The sequence below is a fragment of the Grimontia celer genome (assembly GCF_900055185.1).
Taxonomy (GTDB): domain Bacteria; phylum Pseudomonadota; class Gammaproteobacteria; order Enterobacterales; family Vibrionaceae; genus Enterovibrio; species Enterovibrio celer.
Genome location: NZ_FIZX01000001.1, coordinates 537,856 through 557,221, shown reverse-complemented (window position 1 = coordinate 557,221; position 19,366 = coordinate 537,856). Strand labels below are relative to the sequence as shown.

General features: G+C 47.5%; 17 protein-coding genes. 11 read left to right on the top strand and 6 right to left on the bottom strand.

The genetic code is table 11. From position 1 onward, the window contains the following. The first annotated feature begins 16 nt into the window (after nucleotides 1–16). From GCE9029_RS02530 to GCE9029_RS02515, 4 genes are all read left to right on the top strand, one after another. Entirely contained in the window at nucleotides 17–673 is a 657-nt protein-coding gene (locus GCE9029_RS02530; RefSeq protein WP_062660887.1) for an HAD family hydrolase, read from the top strand. Nucleotides 674–1,074: 401 nt separating this feature from the next. Continuing rightward, nucleotides 1,075–3,354, top strand: coding sequence for a class 1a ribonucleoside-diphosphate reductase subunit alpha (gene nrdA / locus GCE9029_RS02525; RefSeq protein ID WP_062660886.1), 2,280 nt, complete (start codon nucleotides 1,075–1,077; stop codon nucleotides 3,352–3,354). Between the two features lie 67 nt (nucleotides 3,355–3,421). Beyond that, nucleotides 3,422–4,555: a class Ia ribonucleoside-diphosphate reductase subunit beta gene (nrdB, locus tag GCE9029_RS02520; RefSeq protein ID WP_062660885.1), complete on the top strand. Its 1,134-nt coding sequence runs from the start codon at nucleotides 3,422–3,424 to the stop codon at nucleotides 4,553–4,555. Continuing rightward, nucleotides 4,552–4,842, top strand: a complete 291-nt coding sequence (locus tag GCE9029_RS02515) for a 2Fe-2S iron-sulfur cluster-binding protein (protein WP_002539225.1) — start codon at nucleotides 4,552–4,554, stop codon at nucleotides 4,840–4,842. Before nrdB ends, GCE9029_RS02515 begins: the two co-directional genes overlap by 4 nt. Before the next feature lie 44 nt (nucleotides 4,843–4,886). Here the strand turns inward: GCE9029_RS02515 and GCE9029_RS02510 are convergent, their stop codons facing one another. Both GCE9029_RS02510 and GCE9029_RS02505 read right to left on the bottom strand, forming a co-directional pair. Continuing rightward, the gene (locus tag GCE9029_RS02510) at nucleotides 4,887–5,618 is read right to left on the bottom strand and encodes a DeoR/GlpR family DNA-binding transcription regulator (protein ID WP_062660884.1); all 732 of its coding nucleotides are present in this window, start codon (nucleotides 5,616–5,618) and stop codon (nucleotides 4,887–4,889) included. A 32-nt stretch (nucleotides 5,619–5,650) separates the two neighbouring features. Further along, nucleotides 5,651–6,361, bottom strand: a complete 711-nt coding sequence (locus tag GCE9029_RS02505; RefSeq protein ID WP_062663100.1) for a glycerophosphodiester phosphodiesterase family protein — start codon at nucleotides 6,359–6,361, stop codon at nucleotides 5,651–5,653. Nucleotides 6,362–6,634: 273 nt separating this feature from the next. Here GCE9029_RS02505 and GCE9029_RS02500 point away from each other — a divergent pair, with 273 nt between their 5' ends. From GCE9029_RS02500 to gad, 4 genes are all read left to right on the top strand, one after another. Continuing rightward, nucleotides 6,635–7,633 (top strand): C4-dicarboxylate TRAP transporter substrate-binding protein, encoded by a 999-nt coding sequence (locus GCE9029_RS02500; protein ID WP_062660883.1) that lies wholly within the window; start codon nucleotides 6,635–6,637, stop codon nucleotides 7,631–7,633. Between the two features lie 58 nt (nucleotides 7,634–7,691). Next, on the top strand, nucleotides 7,692–8,162 hold the full coding sequence (locus GCE9029_RS02495; protein WP_062660882.1) for a TRAP transporter small permease: 471 nt from the start codon (nucleotides 7,692–7,694) through the stop codon (nucleotides 8,160–8,162). A 9-nt stretch (nucleotides 8,163–8,171) separates the two neighbouring features. Continuing rightward, on the top strand, nucleotides 8,172–9,458 hold the full coding sequence (locus tag GCE9029_RS02490; RefSeq protein WP_197475313.1) for a TRAP transporter large permease: 1,287 nt from the start codon (nucleotides 8,172–8,174) through the stop codon (nucleotides 9,456–9,458). A gap of 198 nt (nucleotides 9,459–9,656) precedes the next feature. Then, nucleotides 9,657–11,036, top strand: coding sequence for a glutamate decarboxylase (gene gad / locus GCE9029_RS02485; protein WP_062660880.1), 1,380 nt, complete (start codon nucleotides 9,657–9,659; stop codon nucleotides 11,034–11,036). Between the two features lie 32 nt (nucleotides 11,037–11,068). Here the strand turns inward: gad and GCE9029_RS02480 are convergent, their stop codons facing one another. Continuing rightward, on the bottom strand, nucleotides 11,069–12,328 hold the full coding sequence (locus GCE9029_RS02480) for a CinA family nicotinamide mononucleotide deamidase-related protein (RefSeq protein WP_231870021.1): 1,260 nt from the start codon (nucleotides 12,326–12,328) through the stop codon (nucleotides 11,069–11,071). A 273-nt stretch (nucleotides 12,329–12,601) separates the two neighbouring features. On the opposite strand from GCE9029_RS02480, the gene GCE9029_RS02475 reads away from it, so the two are divergent. Continuing rightward, the gene (locus tag GCE9029_RS02475) at nucleotides 12,602–13,789 is read left to right on the top strand and encodes an aromatic amino acid transport family protein (protein WP_062660879.1); all 1,188 of its coding nucleotides are present in this window, start codon (nucleotides 12,602–12,604) and stop codon (nucleotides 13,787–13,789) included. Nucleotides 13,790–14,012: 223 nt separating this feature from the next. Further along, complete coding sequence (locus GCE9029_RS02470; RefSeq protein WP_438356858.1) at nucleotides 14,013–14,825, top strand: DUF3943 domain-containing protein; 813 nt, start codon at nucleotides 14,013–14,015, stop codon at nucleotides 14,823–14,825. Between the two features lie 85 nt (nucleotides 14,826–14,910). Here the strand turns inward: GCE9029_RS02470 and GCE9029_RS02465 are convergent, their stop codons facing one another. The 3 genes from GCE9029_RS02465 to cysB form a co-directional block, all read right to left on the bottom strand. Beyond that, complete coding sequence (locus GCE9029_RS02465; protein WP_062660877.1) at nucleotides 14,911–15,633, bottom strand: sulfite exporter TauE/SafE family protein; 723 nt, start codon at nucleotides 15,631–15,633, stop codon at nucleotides 14,911–14,913. Next, nucleotides 15,634–16,842 (bottom strand): methyltransferase, encoded by a 1,209-nt coding sequence (locus GCE9029_RS02460; protein WP_062660876.1) that lies wholly within the window; start codon nucleotides 16,840–16,842, stop codon nucleotides 15,634–15,636. It lies immediately after the preceding gene. 93 nt (nucleotides 16,843–16,935) lie between these two features. Continuing rightward, nucleotides 16,936–17,910: an HTH-type transcriptional regulator CysB gene (gene cysB / locus GCE9029_RS02455; RefSeq protein WP_062660875.1), complete on the bottom strand. Its 975-nt coding sequence runs from the start codon at nucleotides 17,908–17,910 to the stop codon at nucleotides 16,936–16,938. Between the two features lie 320 nt (nucleotides 17,911–18,230). Here cysB and GCE9029_RS02450 point away from each other — a divergent pair, with 320 nt between their 5' ends. Continuing rightward, a complete protein-coding gene (locus GCE9029_RS02450; RefSeq protein WP_062660874.1) occupies nucleotides 18,231–18,986 on the top strand; it encodes a hypothetical protein in 756 nt (251 codons plus the stop codon). Nucleotides 18,987–19,366: the final 380 nt, after the last annotated feature.

Here is a 19,366-nt window from a genome sequence, read left to right as displayed (position 1 = left end):
TGAACAAGGAAAATTAATGAAAGGAAGCGTAGAAGCAGTTCTGTTTGATTTGGATGGCACCCTACTTGATACTGCTCCGGATATGGCCAACGCTGCAAACTGTGTACTTAAAGACCATGGGCTTCCCCCACTTTCTGACTCACAGATTCAAGCCAATACCAGCCACGGAGCAAGAGGATTGTTGCGTACTGGATTTGGTGAAACGCTGCAAGGAAAAGACCTCGACCAGCTGCGACTTTCCTTTCTCGAGCACTACGCAGAAAACATTTGCACCACAACCACACTATATAGTGGTGTCATCGAGTTGCTTGAACAACTCACCGCTCGACAAATCCCCTGGGGCATTGTGACAAACAAGCCGGGGTTTCTGACTGGAATGCTCCTTCCCTACTTCCCTTTGCTCTTGCAGGCCAGAACCATTGTCTGTGCCGACACTACACCACATGCAAAGCCCCACCCTGCGCCATTACTGCATGGTGCGTCGATTCTGACTATCGAACCAGAAAAATGCCTATATGTTGGGGATATACTGAATGACATTGTGGCTGCCAAAGCGGCCAACATGATGTCTGCGGTGGCGTCATGGGGGTATATCGGCGAAACCGATCGACCAACCGAATGGGAGGCCGATCAGATTTTTAATAAACCTGTAGAGATTCTGTCATTATTCTGATCCCAATCACACTGGTCCAGAACAGAAAATAACCACTATTCAGACGCTTAACGGGATGCACCGAAAGCGTCATCAGGCAAGCAGAATATTTTTTTTTATTTGATTTCGTACCGTAAAAAACGTTGATTTTTTCTATACCATTGCCTTACTTGGGATAAAACAGTGAGTAAGCACTAACATAACAATTCCCATCCCCAAGATATCCACAGACACCTGTTTCAGGGGGAACTTGCATTATCTCCCTCCCACCACTATCTTGTTACTCAAGTCGAGCGTAGACCCTATATATAGTGTTTTGATGACTACGCCATAAGTTTAATATTGATCACAAATCATCCTTGCAATTTGTGAAATTTTGCTAAAACAGGTCTTCAGGCAAGGAAATACCGGGAACAAGATAAATGAACCAACAAATTACCGTCCAAAAGCGCAGTGGTGTTAAGGAAAACATAGATCTCGACAAAATCCACCGCGTCATCACCTGGGCCGCTGAAGGCCTCGACAATGTCTCTGTATCACAAGTCGAACTCCGTTCTCACATTCAATTTTACGACGGTATCAAAACTGAAGACATTCACGAAACCATCATCAAAGCTGCTGCAGATCTGATCTCTGAAGAGACGCCGGATTATCAGTATCTGGCTGCACGCTTGGCCGTTTTTCACTTGCGCAAGAAGGCTTACGGCCAATTTGAGCCACCAACGCTTTTCGACCACGTCAACAAAATGGTTGATATGGGCAAGTATGATAAGCATCTGCTTGAAGACTATACTGCCGAAGAATTGAACATTCTTGATACCTACATTGACCACTGGCGAGATATGAATTTTTCATACGCAGCAGTGAAGCAGTTGGAAGGTAAATATTTGGTACAGAACCGTGTTACTGGTGAAATCTACGAAAGTGCACAGTTTTTGTACATTATGGTTGCAGCATGTCTATTTGCTAACTATCCGAAAGAGACCCGTCTGGACTACATCCGTCGCTTCTATGACGCGGTATCTCTGTTCAAGATTTCTCTGCCAACACCAATTATGTCTGGTGTACGCACACCAACCCGTCAGTTCAGCTCTTGTGTACTGATTGAGTGTGATGACAGTTTGGATTCAATCAACGCAACAGCGAGTGCAATTGTTCGCTACGTGAGTCAGCGTGCCGGTATCGGTATCAACGCTGGTCGCATCCGTGCATTGGGTAGCCCAATCCGTGGTGGCGAGGCTTTCCACACTGGTTGTATTCCTTTCTACAAATACTTCCAGACAGCTGTTAAGTGTTGTTCACAAGGTGGTGTACGTGGTGGTGCAGCTACCCTGTTCTACCCAATGTGGCACCGTGAAGTAGAAAGTCTGCTGGTTCTGAAGAATAACCGTGGTGTTGAAGAGAACCGTGTTCGTCACATGGACTACGGCGTTCAAATCAACAAACTGATGTACACCCGCCTGATCAAAGGTGAGAGCATTTCTCTGTTCTCACCATCAGATGTACCGGGATTGTACGACGCGTTCTTTGCAGACCAAGAAGAATTTGAGCGTCTTTACGTTCAGTACGAGAACGACCCATCCATCAAGCGTGAAACCCGCAAAGCGGTAGAGCTGTTCTCGCTGATGATGCAAGAGCGTGCCTCAACGGGTCGTATCTACATCCAGAACGTGGACCACTGTAATACTCACAGCCCGTTTGACCCTCAGGTTGCACCGATTCGCCAGTCTAACCTGTGTCTGGAAATCGCGCTGCCAACCAAACCATTGACCAACGTTGAAGACGATCAGGGCGAGATTGCACTGTGTACGCTGTCTGCGTTTAACCTAGGTGCGATTAAAGAACTGGACGAGCTGGAAGAGTTGGCTGACCTGACTATCCGCGCACTTGATTCACTGCTGGATTACCAGGATTACCCGCTGCCAGCGGCACGTAAAGCGACCATGAACCGTCGTACTTTGGGTGTAGGCGTGATCAACTTTGCGTACTACCTGGCGAAAAATGGCGTGCGTTACTCAGACGGCAGTGCAAACGGCCTGACTCACCGCACGTTCGAAGCGATTCAGTACTACCTGTTGAAAGCGTCTGTTGGTCTGGCGAAAGAGCAAGGCGCATGTCCTTCATTTAACGAAACCAACTACGCGAAAGGCTTGCTGCCAATCGATACTTACAAGCGTGATTTGGATGCGATTTGTGACGAGCCATTGCACTTTGATTGGGATGCATTGCGCACAGAGATCATGGAGCATGGTCTGCGTAACTCAACGCTTTCTGCACTGATGCCTTCAGAGACTTCTTCGCAAATCTCTAACGCCACAAACGGGATCGAACCTCCACGCGGCTTCGTATCAATTAAAGCGTCTAAAGATGGCATCTTGAAGCAGGTCGTTCCTGAGTACGACAAGTACAAAGACAACTACGAGTTGCTTTGGAACATCGAGTCAAACGACGGTTACCTGCAACTGGTTGGTCTGATGCAGAAGTTCGTGGACCAGGCAATCTCTGCCAACACGAACTACGACCCAAGCAAACAGGCTGGTGGCAAGGTACCAATGAAGCTGCTTCTTAAAGATCTGCTTTCTGCCTACAAGCTGGGTGTCAAAACCCTGTACTATCACAACACCCGTGATGGTGCAGACGACGCGCAGAAAGATCTCGCTGCACAAGATGATGATTGCGCAGGCGGCGCTTGCAAAATCTAAGTAAAGAATTTGGAGGGAGCAATAGCTCCCTCTTTGAAGTTTCAACCTGATTGGTAAATTTACGGCAATGGCTTACAGCACTTTTTCTAAAGAAAACAATAACGCACTCAAAGAGCCTATGTTCTTTGGTCAGCCGGTTAACGTTGCTCGCTACGACCAGCAAAAGTACGAAATTTTCGAGAAGCTGATTGAGAAGCAGCTTTCCTTCTTCTGGCGCCCTGAAGAAGTCGATGTCTCCAGTGACCGCATCGACTACAACAAGCTGCCAGAGCATGAAAAGCACATTTTCATCAGCAACCTGAAATACCAAACGCTGCTGGATTCAATCCAAGGCCGTAGCCCTAACGTGGCACTGCTTCCGCTGGTTTCTATTCCAGAGTTGGAAACTTGGATTGAGACCTGGTCTTTCTCAGAGACCATTCACTCGCGCTCTTACACCCACATCATCCGTAACATCGTGACCAATCCGGCACTGGTGTTTGATGACATCGTGGTAAACGAGCACATCATCAAGCGAGCAAATGACATCGCTGGTTACTACGATGACCTGATTCAAGCCACCAGCGATTACCATCGTCTCGGCGAAGGCGAACACACAGTCAACGGCGAAACCGTTGTTGTGTCTCTGCGCGAGTTAAAGAAAAAGCTGTATGTCTGCCTGATGTCAGTTAATGCACTGGAAGCGATTCGCTTCTACGTGAGCTTTGCTTGTTCATTTGCTTTCGCAGAGCGTGAGCTGATGGAAGGTAACGCCAAGATCATTAAGCTGATTGCCCGCGATGAAGCGCTTCACCTGACCAGCACCCAGCATATGCTGAACATTCTGCGTTCCGGTGACGACGACCCAGAAATGGCGGAGATCGCCAAAGAATGCGAACAGGCTTGTTTTGACCTGTTCAAAGATGCGGCTGAGCAAGAAAAAGAGTGGGCGGAATACCTGTTCAAAGACGGCTCTATGATCGGCCTGAACAAAGACATTCTGTGTCAGTACGTGGAGTACATCACCAATCTACGTATGGCAGCTGTTGGTCTTAAACCTGCTTATCAAGGTGCAAGCCAGAACCCAATTCCTTGGATCAACGCTTGGTTGTCTTCTGACAACGTTCAGGTTGCCCCACAGGAAGCAGAAATCAGTTCTTACCTGGTTGGCCAAATTGACAACGACGTTGACATCGACGACTTAGGTGATTTCGAACTATGAGCCGAATCGCTATTACAGTGAACGGACAAACGCTGGTGGGTAACACCCACCAGCCTCTGCTTGAACAACTTGAGCAAGCAGGTCTGCAGCCAGAGTTTCAATGCCGCAATGGTGTTTGTGGAGCCTGCCGCTGCAAGTTAGACAAGGGCAATGTTGCTCAGGAAGACGCGATGGCATACCTCGCCGCCGGTGAAATCCTGACGTGCCGCTCTACTCCCAGTGAAGATGTCTCACTGGAATTTGATTACCAAGTTTCTTTTGTAGCAAAAAAAGCCGCGAACCTCTGACTCGGTCGCGGCCTTCTTTTTGGCATATTTTTTTCTCTGTATCCCTACTTCACACCACAGACGTTGATATCTGAAGGCAGTGAATCTTGATTGGTATACACCTTCGAGAAGTCAGATAGGCTCGCCACCTTAGACGACGCAAATCTGCCCCATTTACTGGCATCTGCTAATAACCAAGACTCCCGGGAATTAGCAACAATGCTTCTGGATATTTCAGCTTCGATCGGCTCATGCTCCATAGCAAAGTGACTGGCGGTTACCGAACCACAACCGACAATCCCAATGTCTGCTTCGAAATCTTCAAAAAACCTCAAAACACTTTGTCCAACTACATCCTGATGCTGGCTTCTCACTAACCCTCCCGCCAGAAAAACATCCACATTGTAGTTTCCCTGAAGCACCTTCTCGACCTGAAGGTTGTTCGTCACAATACGCAGTTTCTCATATTGAGCGAGGCATTGAGCGATGTAAGCCATAGACGTGCCTATTCCCAAGAACACGGTAGATCCTTCAGGAATATGGCTTGCTACCTTCTTCGCCAGTATTTGTTTTATCTCGGACTCAAGTTGAAAACGAAACTGATAGGTTGTATTTGTCAGAATAGCCGGGAGGCTGACTCCACCATGAACCCTACGCGCCAACCCCTGCTCCGAAAGGCAGTTCACATCTCTTCGGATGGTTTGTGTGGTGATTGAGAACATTTCTGCCAGCTCTTCAATCTGAACATTCCCATTGGCTTTTAGGTAATCGAGGATTTGTCTTTGTCTAGGTGTCATAGGAGTCGTTCCCAGCATCATTAATAGTCAAATTACGGTGCAGACATCTCTGGGTCATCCGTAATAATGTGTGTGACTCCCATGTCGACAAAATCTTGAACTTTCCCAGCGTCATTTAACGTCCATATATTTAGCTGATAGCCTTTTTGGGTAATAGCCTCTGCCAGTTCGGGTGTCAGAGTTCGTTGGTCACAATGAATGCTGAATAGCTCTAAGTCCTCAATGTCACAAAGAAAGTCTGGTGAACTTTGGTCTGTGATAAATCCCACCCGATAGTCCGGCAGCATCTCGGCACAACACTTTATAGCCGCCAAGGAAAAGCTTGATAGTAAAAGCTGATCTAAAGGGAACTGGGTTTCCTTCACTACCTCTGCGACCTTTTCAACCAGCAAGGCTACATCTGTCTCTTCGTAACACTTTATCTCGAGATTGACGCCCATCCCCCTTTTTCCACAGAGTGTAAGCGTCTGGTGTAATGTTGGAATGCATTCATCACGGAACTGTTCGTTGAACCATGCGCCCGCATCTAATAACGTCAGTTGCTCAAGCGAAAAGCTATCCAATCGACCTTTTCCGTCTGTACATCTGTCGACTGTTTCATCGTGAAACAATACCGGCACATCGTCAGCGGTAAGCTGGGTGTCCAATTCTACCCAATTCAGGCCACTGTCCGCTGCCGCATTGATCCCAGCTAAGGTATTTTCGGGTGCGATGGCTGCCACACCTCGATGACCAATTATCATTTTTCCTTCCATAAAATGTTCATTTGAAATTATTAGTGCTCACACGCCAAAAACCAAGAATGCACAGCGTATACCTGCAGACTCAAGCTAACAAAAAGCGAGCTGTTAACATGATCACAACATTCGAACGAACATTTAGATGTTCATTTGAAACACCCTCGTAATACCGTATCGTTATTCGAGCGACCTCACAATAATTACAGAAACGCTATTACATAAAGCCAAAGTGCACTTGGTAAAAAATGGACCTCACTAAGAACTAAAGGCAACAGAATGAAAAAATTACTCCTTGGAACTGTACTTTCCCTATCAGCGATCTTCGGCATGGCCTCGAATGCTCTAGCTGCAGATAAAGTGAACATCAACATGAGCCTTGTGTTTCAGCAAAATGAACTGCTGACACAAGAACTGATTAAAGTCGCGGACAAGATTCGTGAACGTACAGACGGCAGCGTTAATATCAAAGTCTTCCCTGGCGGTCAGCTTCCTGTTTACAAAGACAACCTTGAGCAGGTAGTAAACGGTGCGAATTGGATTGCGGTAGAAGATCTGAGCTACCTCGGTGACTACGTGCCAGATTTCGCAGCGCTGGCTGGACCAATGCTTTACAACAATTACGATGAATATTTGGCGCTGATGAAATCAGAATACGTAGCCGGTCTGACTGCACAGGTTGAGAAGAAAGGTATCAAGGTACTGAATGCCGATTACATCTTTGGCTTCCGTCATATGATCACCAATAAAGAGATCAAAACACCGGAAGACATGAAAGGCATGCGCATCCGTGTTCCTGGTAGCCAACTGTTTATCAGCACACTGCAATCAATGGGTGCAGCACCTGCAGCCCTCCCATTCCCAGAAACTTATGCCGGTGTTCAGCAGGGTGTTGTAGATGGTTTGGAAGGTTCAATCCTGACCATGTACTCAACAAAAATCTATGAAGTTGCTAAAAACATGTCTAAGACAGGCCACTTCCTGGGCACAGTTGGTCTTTATATCTCGCCAAGCGTTTGGGATAAGCTTTCTGAAGAACAGCAAAACATCGTGATGGAAGAAATCGTTGCGGGTGCGGAATCTAACACCGAGCAGCTGATTAAACTTGACGAAGAGTATACTCAGAAGCTGAAAGAGCAAGGCGTGACTTTCAACGATGTTGACACTGCTGCGTTCAACAAGCTGACCGCGGAAGTTTACAACCAGTTCCCTACCTGGAGCGAAGGCGTTCACGCGACCATTAACGCGGAGCTGGAAAAAATCCGCGCATCAAAATAAACACCTTTTAGCGCCCCGCTATCTCTAGTGGGGCGTTTTTCTATGTGTTGGAGTTGTAATGCGATTTATATACAACTTAGAGGAAATCCTTGCCTCTATAGCGATTTCTATCACTGTTCTGGTAGTCATCATCAACGTTTTCTTGCGCTACGGTCTCGGCTTCGTCGTGCCATGGAGTGAGGAGCTTTCCGTGATTTGCTTTACCTGGGCGGTCTACTTTGGGATCAGCTCTTGCTACAAGCACAAGCTACATATGGGTGTTGATGTCATTCTGAGTTTTATCTCTGCGTCAGGGCAGCGATATTTTCGCCTGATGATCTCTTTCTTTCTCTTGGCGCTCAACATTCTGATGGCTTACCTGAGCTTCAACTACACCATGCTCTCAACGAAAGTGACCCCCGTCATGGGCATGTCATATTTCACCATCAACGGGGTGTTGGTAGTGTGTTTTTCATTAATGGCAATTCATACGGTTCGGTTCATCCTCGACGACCTCAAGCCATCTGAACCTTCTAACGAAGCGCAGTAGGTGAATGCAGTGGATATCTATATACCTATCATACTTCTTTTTGTTTTATTCCTTTTAAACATCCCCATTGCGTTCTCTTTAATAGCGTCAGCAATGGTGTACTTCCTGTTTATCAATGACTCTTTGCCCGTCAGCCTGGTGATGCAGCGTTTTATTTCCAGCGTGTCGTCATTCCCCCTTTTGGCCATACCCTTTTTCATTATGGTCGGTTCAATCATGAACTATTCGGGAATAAGCCGGAACCTGCTTGCCTTTGCTGATTCTCTGATTGGTCATAAAACCGGTGGCTTGGCCCATGTTAACGTCATGCTGAGTACCCTTATGGGTGGCATTTCAGGCTCTGCAAATGCTGATGCTGCCATGCAGTCAAAGATACTGGCTCCTGAGATGACGAAACGAGGCTACGACGTGGCGTTTACTGCCGCTGTCACTGCTACTTCATCCAGCATCAGCCCAGTGATCCCACCTGGCATCAACCTTATTATCTTCGCGCTGCTCGCCAACGTATCTGTGCATTCGATGTTTATTGCCGGATATGTGCCTGCGTTCTTGATGGCAGCGTCACTGATGATCACCATCGCTTTCATCGCCAAAAAGCGTAACTACAAGCCTTCCCGTGAAAAGCCTGCCTCAGCAAAAGAGCGCTTTCATTATTTCGGGAAAGCCATACCTGCACTGCTGATCCCATTCGGTATCATTCTGGGTATGCGCTTTGGCCTGTTTACGCCAACAGAAGCCGGTGCGATTGCGGTGTTGTTATGTACCATCATTGGCCTGCTGATCTATCGCGAGCTTAAACCTCAGCACTTTGTGCAGATCTTGCGGGAAACCATCCAAGGCACCAGCAGCGTGATGTTTATCATCGTGGGTGCATTGGTCTTCGGTTACTACATGACTCTGGAACAAATTCCCCAGAACGTCGCATCCATGTTGATTGGTCTTACCGATAACAAGTATGCGCTACTGCTGATCATCAACATTCTTCTGCTCGTTGTCGGTATGTTCATTGAAGGCGGTGCGGCGATGATCATTCTGACACCACTGCTGCTACCAGCTGTGCTGAACCTCGGCATCAACCCTGTACACTTCGGTATCGTGGTTATCGTGAACATTATGATTGGTGGTGTCACGCCGCCGTTTGGTTCCATGATGTTTACCGTTTGCTCGATACTCAGGGTAAGAATGGTCGACTTTGTGCGTGAAGCGGCGCCTCTGCTGGGCGCATTGTTCACTGTGTTGATGTTACTGACTTTCTCCGAAGGGTTAGTCATGTTCTTACCTAACCTGTTTAAGTAATCCTTCGTACTTTATAGTGCGCCTCCTGATGGGCGCACTTTTTTCTCCGCTCACAGGTACATCATCTTCAGGACTTCTCTCCGGCTTATCTCATATTTCAGTCATTTCAAAGAGGCATGCAATCTAATACTAATTGCAGTTCTTTACGACGAAGCCGCTAACACAGTGCGGCTGGCTGCCCAGTAAAAGGAGCAAATCATGGGATTGCACTTCACCAATAAAGAAAATACCGAAAACGAAAACATCTACGAAGAAGCCCTCTCTCAAACTCAACTTCCAAAGTATTCCCTTCCTAAACAAAGCCAATCACCTGAACTGATTGCCCAGCTACTAAAAGATGAGTTGTTGATGGATGGTAACGCGCGGCAAAACTTGGCAACCTTCTGCTCAACATGGATGGAGCCCAGCGTTCACGATTTGATGGATGTCTGTATCGACAAAAATATGATCGATAAAGATGAATATCCACAGACTGCAGAAATTGAAGCTCGCTGCGTGCATATCCTCGCCAAATTGTGGAACAGCCCAGAAAGTGATACGACAGTCGGCTGCTCGACCACGGGTTCTTCAGAAGCCGCGATGCTCGGCGGCCTTGCAATGAAATGGCGCTGGCGCACCAAACGGAAAGCACTCGGGCAATCAACCGACAAACCCAATATTGTTTGTGGGCCGGTACAAATTTGTTGGCACAAGTTTGCCCGCTACTTCGACGTAGAAATGCGGGAAATTCCGCTTGATGGTGACGAAGTCTGCATGAATCCAGACAAGCTTTCAGAATACGTCGATGAAAACACCATTGGCGTTATTCCCACTCTCGGCGTCACTTACACTTGTGTTTTCGAACCTGTAGAGACTATTTCGAAAAAGCTCGACGATATTCAAGACGAAACCGGACTGGATATCCCCATCCATGTTGATGGAGCATCTGGCGGATTCATTGCACCTTTCGTGAATCCTGATCTGAAGTGGGATTTCAGGTTGCCCCGCGTGGTTTCCATCAATAGCTCTGGCCACAAATATGGCCTCGCGCCACTTGGCGTTGGCTGGGTAGTATGGCGCGATAAACAGCATCTTCCAGAAGACTTGGTGTTCAGCGTAGATTATCTCGGTGGGAACATGCCGACCTTCGCGCTGAACTTCTCGCGGCCAGGCGGGCAAATTGTCGCGCAATACTACAACTTCCTCCGTCTGGGCTTTGATGGCTATAAGGGCATTCAGACGACGTGTCTGAAAACCGCACAGTGGCTCGCCGATGAAATCGCCAAAATTGGCCCATTTGACCTTTTCTACGATGGTCGAGGAGGCCTGCCAGCGCTTAGCTATTGCCTGAAAGAGGGGGATTGGGGATTCTCACTCTATGACCTGTCTGATCGCATGCGAATGCGTGGTTGGCAGATTGCATCTTATCCGCTCCCGGGTAACAGACAGGATACTGTGATTCAACGCATTATGATCCGCCATGGCGTCAGCAAAGACATGGTTGCTTTATTACTCGAAGATTTAAAGCAATGTGTTAACTACTTTAAGCAATATCCTCAGACCCACTCAGGTGCAACTTCCTCTTTCCATCACGGATAACAAAATGGCCTGATTTTCAGGCCATTTTTTAGTTACTCTTCTGTTTCCTCACTTTCCTCGACAGGAATATGAAGCGATTCCAACGTCACAAGAGAGGCAATCTCAGGGAACATGTTTTGACCAGTTAGATAACGTCTAAGTAGGTCAAGCAACATGGTGCTGCAGTAAATCCGAAAATTCTCCGACGTCTGGTTGCGACGGGGCTTCACGATCACTCCCCAGTCACCTTCCTGAGAAGACAAACCAAGCGCTACTCTGCCCGATTCAAGATTTCCGCAGGCAAGACCAATGTTGGCCCCAGCATTTTCACGGGAAGCTGCCGCCATGGCGAGCACAGCAGCCAGCGGATTGTAATCTCCATCTGCTGTGAGTGTGGATTCACTCAACACCCAAGACTGAATAAGTGCCTGACGTGTATCATCATCTTGGTTCAGCCAATTAGTGAGATAACCACCAGAGAATTTTTCGGCTACAGCCAGTGTGAGACCAGAGTCCTCAAGTAATACACCTACAGATTCCAGCATGGGAAGGCCATCACCTACCATCAAATCCCCAAGGACATTACGCACACCATCAGCCACCAGCGAGATATCCGAATGCTGTCGCGGTGAAAACACTTTTATTTCAATGAAAGGCAAGGAAGACCGGTAACCCAACTCGAAACCTTCTGGTAGCGCCAATGATTCAAGCTTGTCATTCAGAAGAGACTCAGAGAACCCAAAAGTATAGAAGCGGTTAATTTCCCGGCGGTAAGTATTGGGAAAGCGCTCTTGAAGCCTTGGCAGAATTTCGTTATCGAACATCTGCTTGAACTCGCTCGGCACACCAGGGGTGAAGAAGAAAAGACAGTCATTAAGCTCGGCAGAAAATCCGCACGCACTGCCTACAGGGTTATCTACCAACTCGCTGCCTTCAGGTAACATTGCTTGTTTGATGTTGCTTTTAGGCATTGTCTTACCGTTCTTTTCAAAGCGGTTTTTTAGCTCCGTCAGCCAAAGGCTGTTGAGTTCCAGATCGACATCCATCGCCATTGCCATGGCTTCTGTAGTCAGGTCGTCCGTGGTTGGCCCCAAGCCACCATTGACGATCACTACATCAGACACCTGACTGCACCTAACGAGTTCAATGGCGATGTCATCCAGAGCATCCCCCACCGTCACACGGCGGTGCATAGCGAACCCTTCCTCAAAGCAGCGTCTAGACAGCCAAGCCGCATTGGTATCGGTGATGTCTCCGTGAAGCACTTCCTCTCCAGTGCTGAGCATTGCAACTCGAAGTTTGCTGTGTTCCACCGATATCTCCTTGTTCGGACTGTATTAATACTAAAACGTTATCAGGAAGCCCGTTCAAGCACAAAAAATACTCACCAGATGCGATTCAAATTCAACGTGCTTTCACAGCTTGGACAAACAACGCCAATCGTAAATAAATAATTACACCAACCGTACCTTAATGCTTACATTTACCTTTACAGCAAAATAGAATTCTATATTCTGGCGTTGTAACAGAAGTATCAACCCGACCTCACGCCAATTTCGTAAATATATCATTACAAGAAGTCGACTATGCGCAGTAAAGTTTTAGGAAGCACTCTCATTATTGCTGGCACCACCATCGGAGCCGGTATGTTGGCACTCCCCCTTGCATCGGCCGGGCTGGGATTCACGTACTCCATTTTCCTGATGATCGCCATGTGGATGCTGATGAGCTATACCGCATTATTAATGTTAGAGGTTCACCAACATGCACCAGCAAACGCGACCCTAAATAGTCTGGCACGACAATTCCTTGGCAAAAAAGGACAGTGGGTTGCAACGGCCGCCACATTGTTTCTACTTTACGCGCTTTGCGCCGCTTACATTGCGGGCGGTGGTAGCCAGTTCCATAACAAATTGTCTGCACTCAGGATGGCAGAGTCGCTTCCTCAGAATACTGGGATTGTGCTGTTTACTGTGCTGGTCGCTACCGTCGTGATGTTAGGTACCCAAAAGGTCGATGTGATTAACCGCGGACTGTTCTTACTCAAAGTCGTATTACTCGGCCTTTCCCTTGCCTTACTGCTTCCGTTGGGAGAGGGTCAGAATCTGGTGTCTCTGCCTCTTCAAGAAGGCTTACTCATCGCAGCGATTCCAGTGATGTTCACTTCATTTGGCTTTCACGGCAGCATCCCGTCAGTGGTCGCCTACACGGGGCTTAACATTAAAGTACTAAGAAAAGTTATGCTGATTGGGTCAGCACTACCTCTGGTTATCTACGTACTTTGGCAAGCCGCAAGTTTCGGTGTATTAGGGGCGTCAACGCTTTCTCAAAACTCTAATCTGGGGATGTTCATTCAATCTATCAGTGCGGTGGTAGATTCCACGCGCATCGCAAATGCGATTTCTCTATTCGCTGATCTGGCGCTTGCGACTTCCTTTCTGGGCGTGAGTCTGGGTCTCTTTGACTTCATGGCTGATATGCTGAAACGCCCGGCATCTACAAAAGGCCGAATTCAAACAGGTTTAGTGACTTTTATCCCTCCCATGCTGGTCGCTTTGTTTTACCCGCAAGGATTCATTGCAGCTTTAGGTTTTGCCTCCATAGCATTGGTCATTTTGGCTGTCGTACTTCCCGTTTTAATGGCTCTGAAAGTGCGCCGTTTAGGTTTAAATCGCGACCAATATCAAGTTTCCGGTGGAAAAGTAGCCCTTTCCGTTGCTATGATTAGCGGCCTTTCCGTGATTGCCTCACAATTAGCACACGGTATTGGGTAGTAACCATATGTATCGGTGTCATTCAGAAAGGACGTACTGAATCGCATCGATGGACGAAAATTCGTCTAACTCAAGAATTTATATGCCAGACCACTCGCACAATTTGTCGCGATGAGGTTTGGCATTTTGTTTGTGTGGGAGATCCTACGTGCGCTTTCGCTCTACTATCGCAGCCGCCGCTTTATTTGTAACTCATTCTGTCTCTGCATTCGATGCGTCCACCATCAACTTCGAGCAGCAGGCCTATGTCTACAACAACCAGTTGAATTACAGTCATACTGTGCTGGAGACAGACGAGCCTATTCAGAACGCTTATTCTTTTGATGTAAATGAATACCGTTCACAAGGACTGCCTCGTTACCTGTCTACCTCTTCCGGTAAAGACTGGGATTACCTGATGGGTCAGACCTACACCATTCTTGGCCTCAGTGTGGCAACTGTTGGCCTGATGACTTTCTTGCCTGAAAGCGTCACCAACTGGACAGCAGAAGATCGCGACTTCTCCAACCTTGGTAAAAAATGGTGGGATAACGTTTCTGAAGGTCCTGTATGGGATAAAGACGACCACTACCTGAACTATGTGATGCACCCTTATTTTGGTGGTGTTTACTACACCGCAGCGCGTCACTCTGGCTTCAACGAGTTTGAGTCTTTCCTATACTCGTTCACCATGTCGACTTTCTTCTGGGAATACGGTGTGGAAGCCTTTGCAGAAGTTCCATCGATTCAGGACATCATCGTCACACCTTTGTTTGGTGCGGCTGTCGGTGAATGGATGTATCTGACCGAACAAAACATTGTTGCTGACGGCGGCGAAGTTTTAGGTTCTGATACGCTGGGTGGCGTCAGCCTGTTCCTGTTAAACCCAGTGGGGCATATCCATGGTTGGGTGACGAACATGTGGCAGGGCGACACTGACGTTCGCATGAACTATGACCCATGGTTCAATAACCAGGATGCAGCGCGTTACGCGGCAGATGCGGGCGCACCTTATGACAGCCAGTTCATTGGTATGCAAGTCAGCCTGAAGTTTTGAGCTTAATGTGCCGAAAGAAAAGCCAGCGATTACGCTGGCTTTTTTGTATCTGTGAAACTGACAAAGCACCGCTGGTATCAATCGACTAAGCAAGCCCCTTGCTGAGAAGCGCGATACCAGCAAAACCACACAAAATCAGCAATCCGTACCTTACCCACTCTGCCCTGACATAAGGCGCTAGACGGAGCGCCAATAAAGAAGACAACAGAACAAATGGCAAGGAGATCAGGCTAACTTTCAAGTGCCATAGCTCAAAGTATCCCGCCATAGCTTGCGCACCTAAAGAAATCGCGCAACTGAAAATGAAATACCCTGCAAGCGTCGCCCGGAGTTTCACCACATCCATTTTCTGCAGCACCAACGCCATCGGTGGACCGCCTATCCCAGTGGTTGTTCCCATAACAGCAGCTGCAAACCCCGCCCAGAACATGTTCTTGTTGTTCGGTTCTACGGCGAATTTGAAGATACTGGCAACTACAGCAATCAGCACTGCTGCCCCCATCAGTAACTCAAGTGCATTAACGGAGAGATAGAACAGCAGCGCGGAAGCAACAAAGGTTCCCGGTATCCGCCCGACGAACGCCCAGCTGATCCCTTTAAATGACAACTGACTGCGGTATTGCCAGGTATTCACTATCGCCAGCCCAAGCGTCACAAGTGTCACTGCCGCAGGAACCAAAGAGGGTTCAATGAACATCAGGATTGGAGCAGATACAATGGCAAGCCCAAAGCCAATCAAACTTTGAACAAAAGCACCGGCACTCAATGCCAGTGTGATTAAGACGAGTTCTTCAGTACTCAGTGCCATTCACTTTTTCCTTATGGCATGAATAAGCAAATTCCTCGGCGTCAGTTCGCGAGAGCAGAATGTCGAGATGTCTGTGTGGTAGCCATTTTCTGTCAGGTAAAGGGCACGATCGAGAACCAACCATATTTCGAGGGGACGTCGGAACAACGTTCTTACTGTCTCCATTTTCTCTACGGTATGGAAGCGGGATTCTCCGATTTGAAGGAAGTCATCGAAGCAAATACCCTCTGGCAGAATGATGCCTTTTTGTTCGGACGCCCAATAGCAGAATGCCTCAAATCCTTCACTTAACAAAGACTTTTGTACACTGGGCACAGGTAAATATTTATCAGATTCGGACAAGCTTCTCTGCAACGCATCAAAGCCAAGTCGGAAGCTCACTTCAACAAAACGTTTATTCCTGACGGTTTGTCCGGCCGTCACAGTTTCCTGCAGTGGAAGCTTTAAATCGTGCTTACTAAGCAACAATTTCGAGGCTTTTGCTACCGAAGACAAGGGTTGATAGTGCTTGTTCTGAATCAAGTGATAGCAACAAGGTGATACTGATACCGATTCTGGTTTGGCTTCCACCGCGTGACGTAACAGTGTTACGTGCAAGTCACCACACGCATGCAGGGCAACCGCGTGATCACACTCTTCAACGAGCTGTTGGCTTTCTTTGGCAAAGGCATCGCCCTGTACGAACTGCATCGGTAACTGATGCTGAGCAGCGTAAGCCTGCCCATCGTCACAGAGTGCTTGCTGCCACTCCAGACTGGTGACATTCGCTTTTTTCGTTACCGCCAGAAAGCGTCCCAAAAAACCTTTACCAGCGCACCACTCTAACCAGCGCTCTCCTTCACCACCTGGCACTGCCGCCGTAAACGTACTGACTTGAGACCATTTACGACCTGGAACCCCCGTCGACCAATGAGATTCACAGGAAACATCCTCGATTTCTTGTGATGTGATCGCAGATAAACTGACAAAAGCGTCCGCTTCCGGAAGCCACTCATTGAGCACTTTGGCTAACGTTGTCGGATTCGCTTTCCAGGTTTCCAGTTCCTGAAGAGATTGAGAGTCCAACCATTCACATAATTCTGGATGGCTCTCCCGCCACGGTAAGTCGAGGCAATCAAAGGGAACGCCCTGCCAAAACGCCTTATGCGAAGACAATAAAGCATCTAATTGAGTAAAGCGTTCAGAGAGAACATTGAAGGGCACTGACAAGAAAGCACTCCACCCGCACTGCGGAATCACCGGAAAAACAGGCGAAGTATATACCCATCTCAGGATGAGGTGCAGGACTTCTCTTAACGAAGCCTATCGCACAGGGAGGTCAAACTGATCGAAGAACTTCTCTACTTCGTTTGGATCTTTCATCTGCATCGCTTTCTCTATGGTTTCGCGGGTCAGGTGCGGTGCGAAACTCTCGATGAAATCGTACATATAGCTGCGAAGTACTGTACCTCTTCTAAAGCCAATCCGTGTTGTGCTGGCATCAAAAATATGGCTGGCATCTATCGCCACCAAATCTTTATCTAATTCATTGTCATAGGCCATCCGAGCCATCACACCAATACCGACACCCAAACGGACATAGGTTTTAATGACGTCAGCATCCGTGGCAGTAAAAACAATGTTTGGTTTGAGTTTGGCTTTGTTGAAAGCAGTATCCAAACTGGATCGCCCGGTAAAACCGAACACGTAAGTGACCAACGGGTACTGAGCAATATCGTAAATGGTGATGGAAGAACGCTGAGCCAGCGGATGATCTTTTCGCACGATCAACGAACGCGTCCAGTGATAACAAGGCAACATCAGCAAATCTTCGTAAAGGTGCGATGCTTCGGTCGCAATCGCAAAGTCAGATGTTCCCTTTAACACAAAGTCGGCAATCTGGCTGGGTGCTCCCTGATGCATGTGCAGGGATACTTTCGGGTAGCGTTTCACAAAACGCGAAATCACCTCAGGCAATGCATATCTCGCCTGCGTATGTGTCGTCGCAACATTCAACTGGCCACGTTCTGGGTTGGTATATTCCTGTGCCACCGATTTGATGCTGTCGACGCGTGAAAGAATATCTCTTGAAATGTCAACAATCTGACAGCCAGCAGGAGTCAGTTTAGTGAGGTGCTTGCCACTACGGCCAAAAATTTGCACACCCAGCTCGTCTTCAAGCGCTCGAATTTGTTTACTAATACCCGGTTGGGACGTGTAGAGGCTTTCTGCTGTTGAAGAAACATTGAGATCGTGGTTAACCACTTCGACGATATACTTTAGTTGTTGTAATTTCATAATGTTGCAGCAAGCAAGAAATGGGACTAATGCTGTTATAGCGCTAAAATTAGCGAAGGCGTAGCCTTACAGCACATAACCTTTATCCAGCGCCCAAAATACCTTGTCTGGCTTAGGCTTCAAGGCTAATGAATATGGGCGATAACTTAATGATAGCGCAGTAAATAAACGTGCGTTCCGGCGCAGTAAGTTAGAGAAAAGGGTTACGCTACGTCAGAATTTAGCTAAGATCGAAAATAGTACTAACAAACTATGACCCTATCAGCAGATCGTGTATCTTAGGCAGTCATCGTTTAAACAGGGATTATCGACGCTCACTTATGAATATTGCCTTAGTTGTTGGCCTATGCGTCATTTTGCTTGGTCTTATTGTTGGCTACAACATTATGGCCCAGCAACGTCAGCGCGTGGAGTCTTCAAAGCGCCAGGAAATGGCTAAATATATTGCAGTTATTGATGCCACTGAAGAGCTGATCGGTAACGCACATAACCTTCCTTACAGTGGGTCCCTGCTGGTTTGTTTGAACCAGAAAATTCTTGATGCTCTCAAAACCATGCACGAGATCGACAAGAGCGATCGCTCTCTGCCTCAGCGTATCGCTGATGTGCAGCAGCAGGTTAATCAGATCAAGCAGACTTACCAAAATAAAGAGTCCACCTCTTTCCGCGTTCCAGACAGCGATCGCGAAGCCATTTCAATGCTCAAGTTGGTCAAGCGTCTGCGTGCAGTCATCAAGGCAGAGCACACCAAGGGCCGTATGCAAACTCAAGCGTTTGTGGCGGAAAACTCGCGCCTTGAGCAGATGCAAATGAAGATCAACATCGAGAACGTGCTGAAACGTGTGAACGATGCGAAGATCAAAGGTCAGATGGGTACTGCCCAACAGTTGCTTAAAAAGGCACTGGATGTGGTTAGCGCTAAGAATGACCCTTACTGTCAATCGGCGAAAGAAAGCCTTTCTGCCATGCTGGAAGATGTGAATACTGCGCTGAACAAAACTACCGCGGCCCAACAGCCAAAAGAGAAAGAAGGCGACGAACTCGACGAGCTGTTTGCGCCGAAGAAAAAGTGGTAACTCACTAACTTCTTTTCTTGTCAAAAGCCCCGTAAAAGGGGCTTTTTTGTATCCGTCAGTCCTTTCCTGCTAAACCTCAGCGTCCTAGGGTCTGTTGACCTTTGATGGTTAAATTTTGTTCTAGCTATAAGCGTTTTAGGCGCGGCGAGGTGTGTGCCGCCTAGTCATTCTAAGCAAATACACCTCAACAAAGTATAAAATCCCCACAAACCGCTGCAAAAATCATCATCAAAGGTCAACAGACCCTAGAACCAATAAATCATACAGTCATGAATCGTTTTTGATACATTCGTTCAACATTTATTTTTGTCCGCGAATTATTTGTGCGTCAGATAGCATTTTTTTATTAAAGAACGACGTACGGTGTGCCGATAAGAATG

What these genes read in the sequence shown, in the direction of transcription:
- GCE9029_RS02510 (WP_062660884.1), bottom strand. Translation starts at nt 5,618, where the DNA reads ATGACACCTAGACAAAGACAAATCCTCGATTACCTAAAAGCCAATGGG.
- nrdA (WP_062660886.1), top strand. Translation starts at nt 1,075, where the DNA reads ATGAACCAACAAATTACCGTCCAAAAGCGCAGTGGTGTTAAGGAAAAC.
- GCE9029_RS02505 (WP_062663100.1), bottom strand. Translation starts at nt 6,361, where the DNA reads ATGATAATTGGTCATCGAGGTGTGGCAGCCATCGCACCCGAAAATACC.
- GCE9029_RS02500 (WP_062660883.1), top strand. Translation starts at nt 6,635, where the DNA reads ATGAAAAAATTACTCCTTGGAACTGTACTTTCCCTATCAGCGATCTTC.
- cysB (WP_062660875.1), bottom strand. Translation starts at nt 17,910, where the DNA reads ATGAAATTACAACAACTAAAGTATATCGTCGAAGTGGTTAACCACGAT.
- GCE9029_RS02475 (WP_062660879.1), top strand. Translation starts at nt 12,602, where the DNA reads ATGCGCAGTAAAGTTTTAGGAAGCACTCTCATTATTGCTGGCACCACC.
- nrdB (WP_062660885.1), top strand. Translation starts at nt 3,422, where the DNA reads ATGGCTTACAGCACTTTTTCTAAAGAAAACAATAACGCACTCAAAGAG.
- GCE9029_RS02495 (WP_062660882.1), top strand. Translation starts at nt 7,692, where the DNA reads ATGCGATTTATATACAACTTAGAGGAAATCCTTGCCTCTATAGCGATT.
- GCE9029_RS02450 (WP_062660874.1), top strand. Translation starts at nt 18,231, where the DNA reads ATGAATATTGCCTTAGTTGTTGGCCTATGCGTCATTTTGCTTGGTCTT.
- GCE9029_RS02515 (WP_002539225.1), top strand. Translation starts at nt 4,552, where the DNA reads ATGAGCCGAATCGCTATTACAGTGAACGGACAAACGCTGGTGGGTAAC.
- GCE9029_RS02530 (WP_062660887.1), top strand. Translation starts at nt 17, where the DNA reads ATGAAAGGAAGCGTAGAAGCAGTTCTGTTTGATTTGGATGGCACCCTA.
- gad (WP_062660880.1), top strand. Translation starts at nt 9,657, where the DNA reads ATGGGATTGCACTTCACCAATAAAGAAAATACCGAAAACGAAAACATC.
- GCE9029_RS02465 (WP_062660877.1), bottom strand. Translation starts at nt 15,633, where the DNA reads ATGGCACTGAGTACTGAAGAACTCGTCTTAATCACACTGGCATTGAGT.